Below are 15,116 nucleotides of genomic sequence, written 5' to 3' on the forward strand. Positions count from 1 at the left end.
AAACCCCCGGGTGACCGGGGGTTTTCATCGTGCTGGGGTACCTGGACTCGAACCAAGAACAACTGAACCAGAATCAGCCGTGTTGCCAATTACACCATACCCCAAGGGCGAAACCTGAGCCTCGCACCGAGATTCAAGCTTACCCGAGCGGTGGCCGAACGCCAAAACGGCCGCTCCGGCACACCGCCCGGGCGCGTCGTCAGCTCTGGAGCGAGGACGACAGCGCGCGAAGGCGACGCAGCGACTCGTCCTTGCCGAGCAGCTCCATCGACTCGAACAGCGGCGGAGACACACGGCGGCCCGTGATCGCGACGCGCGGAGGACCGTAGGCGACGCGCGGCTTGAGCTCCAGGTTCTCGACGAGTGCGGTCGCGAGGGCGTCCTGGATCTTCTCGGGCGTGAACTCCTCGACCGGCTCGAGCGCGGCGACGCACGCGTCGAGCACCTCGGCGGCGTTCGCGGGGAGACCCTTGAGCGCATCGGCCTCGTAGGAGATCTCGTCGGTGAAGAGGAAGCCGAGCATGCCCGGCACCTCGCCCAGCAGCTGCACGCGCTCCTGGACGAGCGGCGCGGCGCGGAACGCCAGCACCAGCTGCTCGTGCGTCGGTTCGTCGAACAGACCGGCGGCGGCGAGGTACGGGATCGTCCGCTCGGCGAAGTCCTTCACATCCAGCATCCGGATGTGGTCGCCGTTGATCGACTCCGCCTTCTTCTGATCGAAGCGCGCCGGGTTCGGGTTCACGTTCACGATGTCGAAGGCCGCCGTGAACTCCTCCAGCGAGAAGACGTCGCGGTCGGGGCCGATGGACCAGCCGAGCAGCGCGAGGTAGTTCAGCAGACCCTCGTGGATGAAGCCGCGGTCACGGTGCAGGAACAGGTCGGCCTGCGGGTCGCGCTTGGAGAGCTTCTTGTTGCCGGTCTCCCCCAGCACGAGCGGCATGTGCGCGAAGCGCGGCACGAAGGTCGTCACACCCGCGTCGATGAGAGCCGCGTACAGCGCCAGCTGGCGCGCGGTGGACGGCATGAGGTCCTCGCCGCGCAGCACGTGGGTGATGCCCATGAGCGCGTCGTCGACCGGGTTCACGAACGTGTAGAGCGGCACCCCGTTGGGGCGCACGACCACGAAGTCGGGGAAAGAGCCGGCCGGGAAGGTGACCTCGCCGCGGATCAGGTCGACGTAGGTGAGGTCTTCATCGGGGACGCGCAGACGCAGCGCGGGCTGGCGGCCCTCTGCACGGAACGCCTCCTTCTGCTCCTCGGTGAGGTCGCGGTCGAAGTTGTCGTAGCCGAGCTGCTTGGCGCGGCCGTTGGCCTCGTTGCGCGCATCGATCTCGGCGGCGTCGGAGTAGCTCTCGTAGAGGGCGCCGCTCGCGACGAGCTTGTCGATCACGCCGCGGTAGATGTCGTGGCGCTGCGACTGGCGGTACGGCTCGTGCGGGCCGCCGACCTCGACGCCCTCGTCCCAGTCGATCTTGAGCCAGGTGAGCGCGTCGACGAGCTGACGGAAGCTCTCCTCGCTGTCGCGGGCCGCATCGGTGTCCTCGATGCGGAACACCATCTTGCCGCCGGTGTGGCGGGCGTACGCCCAGTTGTAGAGCGCGGTGCGCACCATGCCGACGTGCGGCAGGCCGGTCGGAGAGGGGCAGAAGCGGACGCGGACGTCGGCACCGCTGGCGGTCGTGGTGAGGGGGTGAGGAGTAGCCATATCCCCTCGATTCTACCGGGAGCGGATGCTGTCTCCCCGTCTGCTCCGTGGGCTCAGCGGGCCGCGCTCACCGCCATCGCCGCGGTGTGCTCCAGTGGCAGCAGGTCATCGATGACGCGTTCGGCAACCACGGCGTCGAACGCGTGGCGGAAGCCCTCCCTGTCGGCGGCACCGAGAGAGGCGTAGACCGCACCGGCGCCCGCCACACCGCCCTCCACCGACGTCCACAGCGCACCGGGATCGGCCTTCCAGACCCAGGTGTGCTCTGCCACATCGAGTGCAGCGAGGCCCGCCTCGCGCAGCATCCTTTCGAAGCCCTCTGGCGTGCGCTCGAACTCCTCCTCCGGGGCGAGGCGCCCTCCGGCCAGAGGCACAACACCGGCCCGCTCCGTGACCTCGGCCCACAGCCAGGAGGGCGACCGCGTCCAGATCGAGGCGATGACGGCGCCCCGACTCACCCTGCGCAGCTCTGCCGCGGCGGAGCGCGGCGAGTCGACGTGGTTGAGCACGAAGTTCGCGACGGCGACGTCGAAGTCCTCATCATCGAACGGAAGAGACGGCAATCGCCCCGCAACGGTCCGGATGTGCGGATGCCGACGCAGCGACGCGTTCCGCATGGTCCGCTCCGGCTCGCAGGCCGTGACACTCCAGCCCTGCTCCGCCCACGCCGCCGCCAGGGTGCCGTCACCGGAACCCACATCGACCAGGTCGCGACCGACCGCCGGTCCGAGCATCGCGCTCATGACGGGCAGCGTGCCGGCGCAGAGCGCCGCATACGAGGCGGAGTAGGCCTCCCCGACGCCCGCCCAGTCCTTCATCGCGAACCGGAGCGGCCGAACGGCGACATCACGACGATCGCGACCACGATGACGGATGCCGCGATCCCGAGTCCCGCGTACTGGAAGTTCGACAGGATCACCCCGGCGAGGACCGCCCCCGCCGCAGCGGACAGGCTCATGAGCGAGTCGCTGCGGCCCTGTCGACGCGTGCGCAGCTCGGGGGCGCTCGCCTCCGTGAGCAGCGCCGCGCCAGCGACGGTCGCCGCGCTCCATCCGAGGCCGAGCAGGATCAGAGCGACGATGACGCCCCACGCCTGATCGTTCGCGAAGACGGCGAACCCGAGGGCTCCGGCCAGCAGCGCCTGCCCCAGCAGGACGACGCGCAGCCGACCCCAGCGGTCGGCGAGGATGCCGAAGAGAGGCGACAGGGCGTACATGCCACCCACGTGGAGAGCGATCGTGACACCGACGAGCGCGGAGACGTCGGCGGGCGTGGTCTCCATGCCGTGCATCGCGTGCGCCATATGCGAGAGGTGCACGGGCGTCATCGCCATCACCGACGCCATCACCACGTGCGAGCCCGCGACCGCGAAGATCGCGTAGCGCGCGACGACGGGGCTGTCCTTCCTGACGATCCCTGCAGCCGCCGCGGCGGCCGCAGTGGCGAGCTTCTGCGCCGCCAGCAGCGGATCGGGGCGCAGCGCCACCAGGTACAGGATCAGCGCGGCGCACTGGGCGACGAAGGAGAAGGCGTACGAGCCCGTCTGCGGCGGCATCCCGAGCGCGTGCCCCACGACCTCGCCCGGCCCCAGCAGCAGCGGTCCAGCCACTCCTCCGATCGTGGTGGACCACACGACGATCGACAGGTCACGGCCGCGATGCTGCGGCGCCGCGAGGTCGGTCGCGGCGAACCGCGACTGGAGGTTGCCCGCGTTGCCCGCCCCGATCGTCAGGGTGCCCAGCAGGAGCAGCGGGAAGATGCGCAGTGCGACGGCGAGCACGACGATCGCGATGCCGGTCAGCGCGAACACGTTGCCGAGGGTCAGCGCGCGACGGCGCCCGAACCGTGCCGCCATGCGGGCGAGCGGGATCGAGCACAGCGCAGGGCCGAGCGTCACCGACGCGGTGGCGAGTCCGGAGAGGCCGTCGTTGCCGGAGAGGTCTGCGGCGAGCAGCGCGCCGAGGGAGACCGTGGCGCCGAACGCGATGCCACCCAGCACCTGCCCGAGCGACAGGACGAGGACCGTGCGGCGCTGAACCTCGACCTGTCGTTCGGGAGTGAGGGTGGTCACTGCGCGTCGCGGACGGAGTTGCGCAGGATGCCGAGGCCGGTGATCTCCACCTCGACCGTGTCGCCCGCCCCGAAGGCGCCGACTCCGGCCGGAGTCCCGGTGAGGATCACGTCGCCGGGGAGCAGCGTGAACACCGCGGAGGCGTACTCGATGATCGCGGGAACGGAGTGGATCATGTCGGTCAGCGGCGCATGCTGACGCACCTCGCCGTTCACGCGGGTCTCGATGGTGGCGGATGCCGGGTCGAAGTCGGTCTCGATCACGGGGCCCAGAGGGCAGAACGTATCGAATCCCTTGGCCCGAGACCACTGGCCGTCCTTGCGCTGGAGGTCGCGTGCGGTGACGTCGTTGCCGATCGTATAGCCGAGAACGTGGTTCAGCGCGTCCGCCGCCTTCACGTTCTTCGCGACCCTGCCGATCACGACGGCGAGCTCGCCCTCGTACTCCGTCTGCTGCGACAGCGCGGGCCGGATGATCGAGTCGCCCGGACCGATCACGGCCGTGTTCGGCTTCAGGAACAGCAGCGGCTCCTCCGGCGCCACTCCCCCCATCTCGGCGGCGTGGTCGTGGTAGTTCTTGCCGACGCACACCACCTTCGAGCGCGGGATCACGGGAGCCAGCAGCGCGGCATCCGCCAGCGGCACGCGGGCGCCCGTCGTCTCGTATCCCGTGAACAGGGGGTCACCGGCGAGCACGACCAGGTCGGACTCGTCGACGATCCCGTACATGATGGCGTCGTCGTGGCTGAATCGTGCGATCTTCACCCGTTCAGCCTAGCCAGCCGCGCTCCTCTTCGAGACCCCGACCGACGTCGAGACCCCGACCGGCCCGGTGGGGCAGGCGGGGGTCTCGGCGATGCGGCGCGCTCGGGGCGCGAGCGGCGTCAGGCGTCCAGACGGACCAGCCAGCCGTGCCGGTCCTCGCGGCGGCCGTACTGGATGTCGGTGAGCTCCTCGCGCAGGGAGAGTGCCAGCTCGCCCAGGGGCTGCGGCTCGTCGAACCCCTCTCCGACCAGCGCGCCGATCGGCGTGACGACCGCGGCGGTGCCGCAGGCGAAGACCTCGACGATGTCGCCGGAGGCCACACCCTGGCGCCATTCGTCGATCGAGATCGGCCGCTTCTCCACGGTGTAGCCGCGATCCTCCGCGAGCTGCAGCAGCGAGTCGCGCGTGATGCCCTCCAGGATGCTGTCGGACTCGGGCGTGACCACGCGGCCGTCCTTGAAGACGAACACGACGTTCATGCCGCCGAGCTCCTCGACGTAGCGGTTCTCGTTCAGGAACACGACCTGGTCGCAGCCCTTCGCGCTCGCCTCGCTCTGCGCGAGCAGGCTCGATGCGTAGTTGCCGCCGGTCTTCGCCTTGCCCGTGCCGCCCTTGCCCGCACGCGCGTAGTCCTCGGACAGCCAGATGCGCACCGGCTTCACGCCACCGGAGAAGTACGCCCCGGCGGGGCTCGCGATCACGTAGTAGGCGACCTTCTGCGCAGCGCGGACCCCGAGGAAGGCCTCCTTGGCGAACATGAACGGGCGCAGGTACAGGCTCTGATCGGCGCCGGACGGAACCCAGCGGCCGTCGACGGCGATGATCTCGCGCAGCGACTGGATGAAGTACTCGGTCGGCAGCTCCGGCAGCGCCAGGCGACGGGCGCTCGCCTGCAGGCGCGCTGCGTTGCGGTCGGGGCGGAACGTGTGGATCGACCCGTCGGCGTGACGGTAGGCCTTGATGCCCTCGAAGATCTCCTGCGCGTAGTGCAGCACGGAGGCTGCGGGGTCGAGCGGGATCGGGCCGTAGGGCTGCACCCGGGGGCGGTGCCAGCCGCCGTTCACCGACCAGCAGATGTCGACCATGTGGTCTGTGAACACCACGCCGAAGCCGGGGTTCTCCAGGACCTCGGCGACCCTCGCCGGCATCGCCGCGTTCAGGTTCTTCGTGACCGCGAACTCCAGCGGAGCCACGGTCGCCTCGGTGTCGATCGTCGTCATGTCGTCATCCGTTCCTCGTGGGTGGGCGCATCATCGCGCTGCTTCAGCCTACGCCTGTCGTTCAGAGGCGTGCGGCGATCGCGGAGCCGATCTCCGCCGTGCTGCGGGCGCCGGTGCGCGCCGCGATATCGGCCTCGACGGCCGCGCTGACCCTCGCCGACTCCTCCGCCAGACCGAGGTGGTCGAGCAGGAGCGCGATCGACAGGATCGCCGCGGTCGGGTCGGCCTTCTGCTGGCCCGCGATGTCGGGCGCGGAGCCGTGCACCGGCTCGAACATCGAGGGGAAGGCGCCGTCGGGGTTGATGTTGCCCGATGCGGCGAGACCGATGCCGCCGGTGACCGCGCCCGCGAGGTCGGTGAGGATGTCGCCGAACAGGTTGTCGGTGACGATCACGTCGAACCGCGACGGGTCGGTGACCAGGAAGATCGTCGCGGCGTCGACGTGCAGATAGTCGACCGCGACATCCGCGTGCGAAGCGGCGACCTCGTTCACGATCCGCTGCCAGATGGCGCCCGCGTGCACGAGGACGTTGGTCTTGTGGACGAGCGTGACCTTCTTGCGACGGCGCTCGGCGAGCTCGAAGGCGTAGCGGACGACGCGCTCGACGCCGAACGCCGTGTTCACGCTGGTCTCGTTGGCGACCTCGTGCGGAGTTCCCGTGCGGATCGCGCCCCCGTTGCCGACGTACGGCCCCTCGGTGCCCTCCCGCACGACGACGAAGTCGATGTCGCCGGGGTTCGCGAGCGGTCCGGGAGCGCCGGTGAAGAGCTTCGACGGACGCAGGTTGACGTAGTGGTCGAGCGTGAACCGCAGGCGCAGCAGCAGCCCCCGCTCGATGTTCGCGTCCTTGAGGCGCGGGTCTCCTGGTTGGCCGCCGACCGCGCCGAGGAGGATCGCGTCGTGTGCGGCGATCGCCGACAGGTCGTCGTCCGTCAGGGTGTCGCCGGTCTCCAGGAAGCGCGCGGCTCCCAGCGAGAACCGGGTCTTGTCGAACGTGACATCGCTCGCGGCGGTCACGGCGTCGAGGACCTTCTCCGCCTCGGCGATGACCTCGGGTCCGATGCCGTCACCCGGGATGACGGCCAGCTTCACGACACGCGACATGACACTCCTTGCATGAGGGAACCGGCACCCATCGCAACGGATGCCGGTTCCCCCAGCGTACTGGTCAGTGAGACGGGGTCGTGCGCAGTGTGACGGCGGCGATGGCACCCGCCGCGACGACGAGGCCAGCACCGATCAGCGACGTCACCATGACGCCCGACCCGAAGGCCGTCGCCGCGGCATCCCACAGCGCGCCCCCGAGCTGCTCCGGCAGTTTCGCGGCCGCGGTGTAGGCGCCGGCGAGGGTCTCGCGGGCGGCGACGGCCGCATCCTCCGGCAGTCCGGGCGGGAGCACGAGGGCTCCGCGGTAGAACGCGGTGATGATGCCGCCGAGGATCGCCGTGCCCAGCACGGCGCCCAGCTCGTAGGCGGTCTCGGAGACCGCGCTCGCGGCTCCCGCCTTCTCCGCGGGTGCGCTCGACAGGATCAGCTCGTTCGAGATCGTCTCGGCCGCGCCGATGCCGATGCCGAGCACGATGAAGGCGACGACGAGCGGCAGGGCGCCGTGACCGGAGGTCGTGAACGCCACCAGCAGGTACCCGGCCACCGAGAACAGCAGCGCGGCGGGGATCAGGACCCGCGGACGCACCCGTCTCGAGATCGGGACGACGAGGAGACCGGCGATGATCATCGCCGCCATGCCGGGGACCAGCGCGAAACCGGCCTCCATCGGAGAGAGTCCGAGCACGAGCTGCACGTGCTGGGAGACGAAGTAGAGGAAGCCGACGAGGGCGACGACGCTCAGGAGGTTCACCATGATCGCACCGGAGAAGGATCCGCGGCGGAACAGGCCCATGTCGAGCATCGGGATCTCGGCGCGGTTCTGCCGACGCACGAACAGGTATCCCATGAGGAGGCCGAACACCGCGAAGGCGCCTGCCTTCCACGAGGGGCCGTCCACGGCCAGCGTCTTGATCGCGTAGACGACCGGGATCATCGCGGCCATCGACAGCACGATGCTGACGGGATCGATGCGACCGGGGTTCGGGTCACGGCTCTCCGGCACCAGCAGCGGCGCGAGGATCAGCAGAGGGATCAGAACCGGGACCGCGACGAGGAACACGGAGCCCCAGGCGAAGTGCTCGAGGAGGAAGCCTCCGACGATAGGTCCGAGTGCGGCGCCCGCCGAGAAACCGGCCGCCCAGACGGCGATGGCCATGCGGCGCTGCTCGCGATTGCGGAAGATGGAACGCAGCAGCGACAGCGTCGACGGCATCAGCATCGCGCCGAAGAAGCCGAGCAGTGCACGCGCACCGATCAACAGGCCCGCCGTCGGGACGAAGGCGGCCAGGGCCGAGACGGCCGCGAAGCCGGTCGCGCCGATGAGCAGGAGCTTGCGGCGGCCGAAGCGGTCGCCCATGGTCCCCATCGTGACGAGGAGTCCGGCGAGGACGAGCGGGTAGACGTCGATGATCCACAGCTGCTCGGCGCCCGACGGCGAGAGCGCCATCGAGATCTCGGGCAGCGCGAAGCTCAGCACGGTGTTGTCCACCGACACCAGCAGCACTGGCAGCATGAGCACGACGAGCGCGGCCCAGCCTCGCGCCCCTACACGGGGAGCATCGGTCTCGGCGTTGTCGACGACAGTGGGGATCGACGCTGTGCGCGTCATGAGGCACCTCTCAGGATCTTCTGCGGCCCTGTTACTGAACCGTCCAGATGGTATAGTAACAGATATGCCCCGACCTCCTCTCGCCCGAGAACGCGTCCTGGACGCGTTCGAGTCGATCCTCATCGCCGACGGAGAGCGGGCGGCGACCCTCGATGCGACCGCGAAAGCGGCAGGAGTGTCGAAGGGCGGACTGCTCTACCACTTCGGCTCGAAGGAAGAGCTCGCGGCGGGGCTCCTCGAGCGGCTCGACGCACTCACGACGGCGGATCTGGAGCGGATGACGGCGGCGGAGGAGGGTCCGGTGGCCTACTACGTCCGCACCTCGGTCATGGAGGACGATGCGCTGGACCGCGCTCTCATCGCCGCCACCCGCCTGGCCCAGGGCGGATCAGCGGCGGCAGCGGACATGCTGCGCCACACCCGTCACCGCTGGGAGGACACGATCCGCCCTCACGTCCGCGACAGGGCGAGCCTCGACCTCGTCATGCTGCTCAGCGACGGGCTCTACTTCAACAACTCCCTCGACGTGCACGGGCCCGAGCGCCTGGTGCCGCGCAGTGAGGAGCTCGCCGAGCTGATCGCGCTCGTGCTGAGCGCCACGTCACGCTAGTCCCCCAGAGACGCGATGCGCCGCTCCAGGTGACGCCGCACCACCGGGTCAGCGGTCCGCGCCGCCGACGCGCGGAGGTCATCACGCGCCGACGCTCGCTCTCCTGACAGGATGTCGAGCTCCGCCCTCACCGCGAAGGCCTGTGCGGCAGTCGCACCCGAGAAGAGCTCGTCGTCCGCGTCGAGCTCGAGACGGGCGTTCGCAGCGCCGACTGCGGAGGAATACCCCCGGGCGACGATCCGCGCCAGCCGGGCAGGCGGTGAGGGCCAGAGGTCGACGAGCCCCTCGTAGAGCCGAGCGATGCCGTCCCAGTCGGTCTCCTCCCAACTCGGCGCGAGTGCATGGATCCCCGCGATCCCGGCCTGCAGGGCGAAGCGCCCTGTCCCCGACGTCAATGCGGAGGTCGCCAGAGACTCCCCCTCCTCGAGCATCCGCCGGTCCCAGAGGGTGCGATCAGCAGTGGCGAGCTCGACCATCTCCCCCGTGGCGTCGACCCGAGACGCGCTCCGCGCCTCGGTGAGCAGCAGCAGGGCGAGGAGGCCAGAGGTCTCCGATCCGCCGACGCCCACCCGATGGGCGTCACGGGCGAGCGCGATGGCGTCCGCGCGCAGACGCGCCGCATCCTCGTGCGTCGGCGCCGCATACCCCACGGTGTACATCAGCGCGATGACCGAGAGTGCATCCGGCATCCTCTCCGAGACCTGCCGCACGTCCGCCAGAGCGAACCGGATGGGCGAGTCGTGCAGATGCTTCTTCGCGCGCGTGAGCCGTGCGGCCATCGTCGTCTCCGCGATGAGGAGCATGGTCGCCACGTCCCGCGTGGGCACCCCGCACGCGAAACGGAGGGCGAGTGCGAGACGCGTCTCCTCGGCGACCTCCGGATGGCAGACCGTGAGGATCAGCTCGAGCCGCTCGTCGCCGTTGAAGGCGAAGACGTCGACGGGGTCTCCGACCTCCCGCGCAGCTGCGGCGAGAGCGGGCAGCGCCCTGCTCGCCGTGCGGGCGCGGCGGATCGCGTCGACCGCGAGCCGCCGCGCCGCGGTCGTGATCCACGCGGCCGGATTGTCGATCCGGACGCCGTCGGCCTCCTGTGCGAGCGCTCGGAGGAACGCCTCCTAAACGACGTCCTCCGCCAGCTGCAGATCTCCGGAGTAGGCCGTCACCGCGCCGAGGATGCGGCCGGCATCCGTACGGAACGCCTCCTCGATGCGGGTGACCATCCGATGCGCCTCCGTCAGGCCTCGGCGGAGCGCATGCTCTCCAGATCGAGCACGGGAATCAGATCGAGCCACCCTCCGGTCGGGACCAGAGCGGCGAGCTCACGGGCCTGCTCGGGAGAGTCGGCGGTGAACACGTAGAAGCCCGTGACGACCTCGCGGATCTCGCCGAACGGTCCATCGGTGAAGACCGGACCGTCTGCGGAGGGGCGGATGCGCGTGGCCTCCGCCTGCGGGCGGAGCGCGTCGCCCGCGGTGATGCGCTGCCCTGCTGCCTCCACAGCGGCCTGGAAAGCCGTGTGGCCGGCCATGTCGGCCTCGATCTGCGCCGCAGGCAGCACCGCAGGGTCCCACTCGGGTTCGTTGATGATGATCATGTACTCAGCGGACATCAGGTGTCTCCTTCGTCATTCGGGCGGGTGCCCGTGGGTGTCGAACACTGTTACGACGTCGAGCACCCTGCGAATTCGACAGCCGCTCGCAGATTCTCCCGGAAATCGTCATCCCGGGGAAGAAGGAGCGTCCCCCGGATACGCGAGAGGCGGGGAAGGCATCGCGCCTCCCCCGCCTCTCGTGGGCCCGGGTCAGACCTCGGTGAGCTCGATCTGACGGAACAGGTCGGCGTCGATCGCCGTGCGGACGTCGTCGAGCAGCTCCTCGGACACCGGCGAGTCGAGGGTCAGCACGCTCAGCGCCTGGTCGCCCGCCGCGAGGCGGCCGATCTGCATACCGGCGATGTTGATGCCGGCCTCGCCGAACTTCTGTCCGTAGACCGCGACGATGCCGGGTCGGTCGGTGTAGAGCATCACGACGTGGTGCTTCTCGATCGGGAGCTCGAGCGCGTGGTCGTTGATCCCGACCAGCTTCTCGGTCTGCTTCGGGCCGGTCAGCGTGCCGGAGACCGAGAGCTGCGTGCCGTCGGAGAGCGCGCCGCGCAGCGTGATGACGTTGCGGTACTCGTCACTGACGTCATCCTTCAGCAGGCGCACCGCAATGCCGCGCTGATCCGCGAGCAGCGGAGCGTTCACGTACGACACGGTCTCGCTGACGATGTTGGTGAAGACGCCCTTGAGCGCGGCGAGCTTCAGCACGCTCACGTCGTAGTCGTTCAGCTCGCCGTGCACCTCGACGTCGAGGCTGGTGAGGGGCGAGGTCGCGAGCGCCGAGAAGATCTGGCCGAGCTTCTCGACCAGGGAGATGCCGGGGCGCACATAGGGATCGATCACGCCGCCGGCGACGTTCACGGCGTCGGGGACGAGGTCGCCGCCGAGGGCCAGGCGCACGGAGCGGGCGACCGAGACGCCCGCCTTCTCCTGCGCCTCGTCGGTGCTGGCGCCCAGGTGCGGGGTGACGACGACGTTCGGCAGCGCGGTGAGGGCGCGCGCGGAGCTGCCCTCCGCCGGGGGCTCCGAGGTGAAGACGTCGAGTCCGGCGCCGGCGATCTCACCGGCGTTGAGCGCCTCGATGAGCGCCGCCTCGTCGATCAGGCCGCCGCGGGCGACGTTGACGACGTAGGCGGTCTTCTTCATGGCCTGGAACTGCTCGGTGCTGAGCATGCCCGTGGTCTCGGGCGTCTTGGGCATGTGGATCGTGATGAAGTCGGACTCGGCGATCAGCTCGTCGAGCGACAGGAGCTGCACGCCCAGCTGCTGGGCGCGCGCCGACGTGACGTAGGGGTCGTAGGCGACCACGCGCATGTCGAAGGCCGCGAGACGCGCGGCGACGAGAGCCCCGATGCGCCCGAGGCCGATGATGCCGACCGTCTTCTCGAAGAGCTCTGCGCCGGTGTAGGAGCTGCGCTTCCACTGCCCGGCGGAGAGCGAGGCGTGCGCAGCGGGGATGCGACGGGCGAGGCTGAGGATGTGTCCGATCGTGAGCTCGGCGGCGGAGACGATGTTCGACGTCGGCGCGTTGACGACCATCACGCCAGCGGCCGTCGCCGCCTTGATGTCGACGTTGTCGAGGCCGACGCCCGCGCGGGCGACCACCTTGAGCTGCGGCGCGTGTGACAGCGCCTCCTCGTCGATGCGGGTCGCCGAGCGGATGAGAACGGCGTCCGCCTCCGCGAGCGAGGCGAAAAGAGCCTCACGGTCGGTGCCGTCGACGCTGCGGACGTCGAAGTCGGGGCCCAGAGCCTCGATCGTGGCGGGAGAGAGTTCTTCGGCGATGAGCACAACAGGCTTCGGCACAGTGGATCCTTCGGGGCAGCGCGACATGCGGGAGAGGGCCGATGCGCCGCACACCATCGGGGGCGCGATCACGTCAACTGTACCGGAGCAGGATCGCTGCCCCGTGCCGTGTGACGGCAGGATCAGGCAGCCACCAGCTGAGACATGTTGAGGATGCTGTAGCCGAGCAGGCTCAGCCAGAACACCGCCACGATGCCCAGACCGGAGAGCAGCACGAGGCTGAGCTCACCCACGCGGCGCCGACGGCCGATCACGAGGGCGAACACGAAGACAAGGGCAGGGAACACGACCCCGAAGAGCAGCGTCGCCCACCCCGTCGCCGTCAGACCGCTCTGCGCCATGGACACCAGGTGCGCCACGGCGTTCCACACCGCATAGGCGTAGAAGAGGCCGCTGAGACCGATGACCAGCCAGACGATCCACCGCGGAGAACCCGCCGAGATCGAGGGCGTCGTCGTGGATGCGGTCATGATCCGATCACCCCCACGGTGACGAAGGGCCAGGGCACGAGGAGCACCACGCCCAGGAGGAGAACGAGCACGCGGATCCACGCGGCCCTGCCGCGCGTCAGCACCCACGTCGCGAGGAACCACAGGGCGGGGGCCGCGACGGCCAGCACGAACCAGGGCACGTACATGCTGTCGGCGACGATCAGGTTCGCGAGCGGCTTGAGACGGAGCCCGCCGACGACCCAGCCCACGGTGTAGAGCAGGTAGACCCCGCCGACCACTCCCAGGGTGAGGAGCATCCCGGTGCCCAGTGCGGCGGGCGCCTCGTCAGCCTCGGTCGGATCTTCGGATGCCGCGGCATCCGACTCCCTACCCTCCTCGACGACCCTGTCGCTGCCCTTGCCGACGGCGTTCCAGCCCGCGGGCAGGGCCGGTTCCTTCGGCGACGTGCCGTCGTCGCCCTCCCACGTCAGGGCGTCATCGGGATCGGTGCTCATGTCCTCCAGCGTAGGACACCGCGTCCACTAGGCTCAGGGGTGCAAATCGGCTGTGCACGCGGGTGCGCAGGGGGAAAGGGTGTTGATCGTGGCAGAGAGCAAGAGCGGCGAGTCCGTCGAACCGGCGGCGAACTGGAAGCCGACGGCCGAAGCCAAGTCCAAGGCGACCACCTTCCGCTGGATCGCCGCCGTGCTGTGGGCCGTCGCCATCGCGAGCGAGGCCGTCGCGATCTTCTGGCTGCTGCGCCAGCGCGACTACGTCGGCGAAGACGGCGTCCTCGTCCGCGATCCCGACACGGGGCTCCTCTCCGACCCCGGCGTGACCGCGCAGTTCCCGCAGTGGGCCTTCATCACCCTCCTCGTGATGCTCGTCGTCATCGCCGCTCTGTCGATCACGGGTTCCGTCCTCTGGAAGAAGGCGAACCGCCTCGACCCCGCGCGCAAGTCGGAGACCGTCCGCTTCTTCGTGCAGAACCAGCTCGGCGCGATCATCGCGATCGTCGCCTTCCTCCCGCTGATCATCCTCATCTTCCTGAACAAGGACATGAACAAGGGCCAGAAGGCCACCGCCGGCATCGTGGGCATCGCGCTCGCGGTCCTGGCGACCGTGATCGGCGTCGACTTCAACCCGCCGTCCGTCGAGCAGTACACGGCCGATCAGTCGGCCGTCATCCAACTGCTCGGCAAGGACGAGGTCGTCTGGGTCGACGGCGGCTCGGTGTACCACGTGTGCGACCAGGTCTCCGACATCCAGACCGGCAGCGAGAAGCGCACCGGCACCACCGCTCAGGCGATCGAGGCAGGCAAGATCCGCCTCACCCTGAAGTTCGCCTCCGAGCTGAAGACCTGCGGCCTCGCCGTTCCCGACAACGCCGACGCGATCACCGAGGCGCTGCGGTCCATCCAGGCCGGCCAGGTCGACACGCCGCTGCCGGCCCCGGTCTGGGCAGACCCGGCCGACGCCCCCATCGAGATCGAGGACGCCGCGCCCGCGAACTGAGCGCTCACCGGGCGCCGAGCGCCTCCACGAGCCGCTGCTCCGCGGCGGAGAGGTGGGCGTGGAGCAGCTCGGCGGCCCGCTCGCCGTCTCCCCCGGCGACGGCGTCGAGGATCCCCGCGTGCTGCTCGGCGATCGCCGAGGCGTCCAGCAGCTGCCTCCCCTGCACCTGCGCCATGCACAGCCGGACCTCGTCGATCACGCTGCGGTACATGCGCCCTGTGCGCTCACTCTCCAGCGCGTCGATCAACGCCGTGTGGAATCGCAGATCGGGGTCGACGGTCGCGGCGTCCGGTCCCGGCGGCATCGCCGCGATCTCCTCGTTCGCGGCGACTGCAGACGCGGGGACCGTCCGGGAGAGAGCGAGCTCCCGAAGGGCGGCGCTCTCCAACCTCGCCCTGGTGCGGTAAACGTCGCGGACGGTCTCCGGGTCGATGCCGACGACCCGCGCGCTGCGATGCGCGGTCCTGGCGAGGAGGCCGGAGGCCACGAGCTGCTCGATCGCCGCCTTCGCGCTCGGACGCGCGACCCCGTAGGCCATCGACACCGCGGCCTCGGTGAGCGGCGCCCCCGAGCGGATGTCTCCGCTGAGGATGCGGGTGCGCAGTCGCGCCGTCACGGCATCCACTACGCCGATCACTCCGAGGTCGGCATCCGTCGTCGTCATGCGGCCATGCTAT

General features: G+C 69.7%; 15 protein-coding genes and 1 tRNA gene. 2 read left to right on the top strand and 14 right to left on the bottom strand.

The annotated features are described in order from the left end of the window. Positions 1-32: 32 nt before the first annotated feature. From ACFVRO_RS12725 to ACFVRO_RS12760, 8 genes are all read right to left on the bottom strand, one after another. Positions 33-104, bottom strand: a tRNA-Gln gene (locus tag ACFVRO_RS12725). Between the two features lie 95 nt (positions 105-199). Beyond that, positions 200-1,705, bottom strand: a complete 1,506-nt coding sequence (gene gltX / locus ACFVRO_RS12730) for a glutamate--tRNA ligase (protein WP_386952830.1) — start codon at positions 1,703-1,705, stop codon at positions 200-202. 53 nt (positions 1,706-1,758) lie between these two features. After that, positions 1,759-2,523, bottom strand: coding sequence for a class I SAM-dependent methyltransferase (locus ACFVRO_RS12735; RefSeq protein WP_386952832.1), 765 nt, complete (start codon positions 2,521-2,523; stop codon positions 1,759-1,761). Beyond that, on the bottom strand, positions 2,520-3,776 hold the full coding sequence (locus tag ACFVRO_RS12740) for an MFS transporter (protein ID WP_223586522.1): 1,257 nt from the start codon (positions 3,774-3,776) through the stop codon (positions 2,520-2,522). The genes ACFVRO_RS12735 and ACFVRO_RS12740 overlap by 4 nt, the downstream gene beginning before the upstream one ends. Next, entirely contained in the window at positions 3,773-4,540 is a 768-nt protein-coding gene (locus ACFVRO_RS12745) for a fumarylacetoacetate hydrolase family protein (protein ID WP_386952835.1), read from the bottom strand. The genes ACFVRO_RS12740 and ACFVRO_RS12745 overlap by 4 nt, the downstream gene beginning before the upstream one ends. 119 nt (positions 4,541-4,659) lie before the next feature. After that, positions 4,660-5,760, bottom strand: coding sequence for a branched-chain amino acid aminotransferase (locus ACFVRO_RS12750; protein ID WP_386952838.1), 1,101 nt, complete (start codon positions 5,758-5,760; stop codon positions 4,660-4,662). A 61-nt stretch (positions 5,761-5,821) separates the two neighbouring features. Next, positions 5,822-6,865 carry a 3-isopropylmalate dehydrogenase gene (locus ACFVRO_RS12755; RefSeq protein WP_386952841.1) on the bottom strand — a complete coding sequence of 348 codons (1,044 nt, stop codon included), beginning with the start codon at positions 6,863-6,865 and terminating at the stop codon, positions 5,822-5,824. 64 nt (positions 6,866-6,929) lie between these two features. Then, positions 6,930-8,477: an MFS transporter gene (locus ACFVRO_RS12760; protein WP_386952843.1), complete on the bottom strand. Its 1,548-nt coding sequence runs from the start codon at positions 8,475-8,477 to the stop codon at positions 6,930-6,932. Between the two features lie 64 nt (positions 8,478-8,541). On the opposite strand from ACFVRO_RS12760, the gene ACFVRO_RS12765 reads away from it, so the two are divergent. Next, the gene (locus ACFVRO_RS12765) at positions 8,542-9,087 is read left to right on the top strand and encodes a TetR/AcrR family transcriptional regulator (RefSeq protein ID WP_105673290.1); all 546 of its coding nucleotides are present in this window, start codon (positions 8,542-8,544) and stop codon (positions 9,085-9,087) included. Here the strand turns inward: ACFVRO_RS12765 and ACFVRO_RS12770 are convergent. The 5 genes from ACFVRO_RS12770 to ACFVRO_RS12790 form a co-directional block, all read right to left on the bottom strand. Next, positions 9,084-10,157 (bottom strand): RNA polymerase sigma factor, encoded by a 1,074-nt coding sequence (locus tag ACFVRO_RS12770; protein WP_386954469.1) that lies wholly within the window; start codon positions 10,155-10,157, stop codon positions 9,084-9,086. The two genes, ACFVRO_RS12765 and ACFVRO_RS12770, sit on opposite strands and share 4 nt — an antisense overlap. A gap of 164 nt (positions 10,158-10,321) precedes the next feature. Continuing rightward, positions 10,322-10,696 (bottom strand): YciI family protein, encoded by a 375-nt coding sequence (locus ACFVRO_RS12775; RefSeq protein WP_386952846.1) that lies wholly within the window; start codon positions 10,694-10,696, stop codon positions 10,322-10,324. 192 nt (positions 10,697-10,888) lie between these two features. Then, a complete protein-coding gene (gene serA, locus ACFVRO_RS12780) occupies positions 10,889-12,493 on the bottom strand; it encodes a phosphoglycerate dehydrogenase (RefSeq protein WP_341942301.1) in 1,605 nt (534 codons plus the stop codon). Between the two features lie 122 nt (positions 12,494-12,615). Beyond that, positions 12,616-12,963 carry a hypothetical protein gene (locus ACFVRO_RS12785; protein ID WP_386952848.1) on the bottom strand — a complete coding sequence of 116 codons (348 nt, stop codon included), beginning with the start codon at positions 12,961-12,963 and terminating at the stop codon, positions 12,616-12,618. After that, entirely contained in the window at positions 12,960-13,439 is a 480-nt protein-coding gene (locus ACFVRO_RS12790) for a hypothetical protein (RefSeq protein ID WP_386952851.1), read from the bottom strand. Before ACFVRO_RS12790 ends, ACFVRO_RS12785 begins: the two co-directional genes overlap by 4 nt. An 88-nt stretch (positions 13,440-13,527) precedes the next feature. On the opposite strand from ACFVRO_RS12790, the gene ACFVRO_RS12795 reads away from it, so the two are divergent. Next, positions 13,528-14,439, top strand: coding sequence for a hypothetical protein (locus ACFVRO_RS12795; protein WP_386952853.1), 912 nt, complete (start codon positions 13,528-13,530; stop codon positions 14,437-14,439). A gap of 4 nt (positions 14,440-14,443) precedes the next feature. Here ACFVRO_RS12795 and ACFVRO_RS12800 read toward each other — a convergent pair whose 3' ends face one another. Next, positions 14,444-15,103 carry a GntR family transcriptional regulator gene (locus ACFVRO_RS12800; RefSeq protein WP_386952856.1) on the bottom strand — a complete coding sequence of 220 codons (660 nt, stop codon included), beginning with the start codon at positions 15,101-15,103 and terminating at the stop codon, positions 14,444-14,446. Between the last annotated feature and the right edge of the window lie 13 nt (positions 15,104-15,116).

The organism is Microbacterium sp. NPDC057944, assembly GCF_042887445.1.
In the GTDB taxonomy this organism is placed as follows: domain Bacteria; phylum Actinomycetota; class Actinomycetes; order Actinomycetales; family Microbacteriaceae; genus Microbacterium; species Microbacterium natoriense.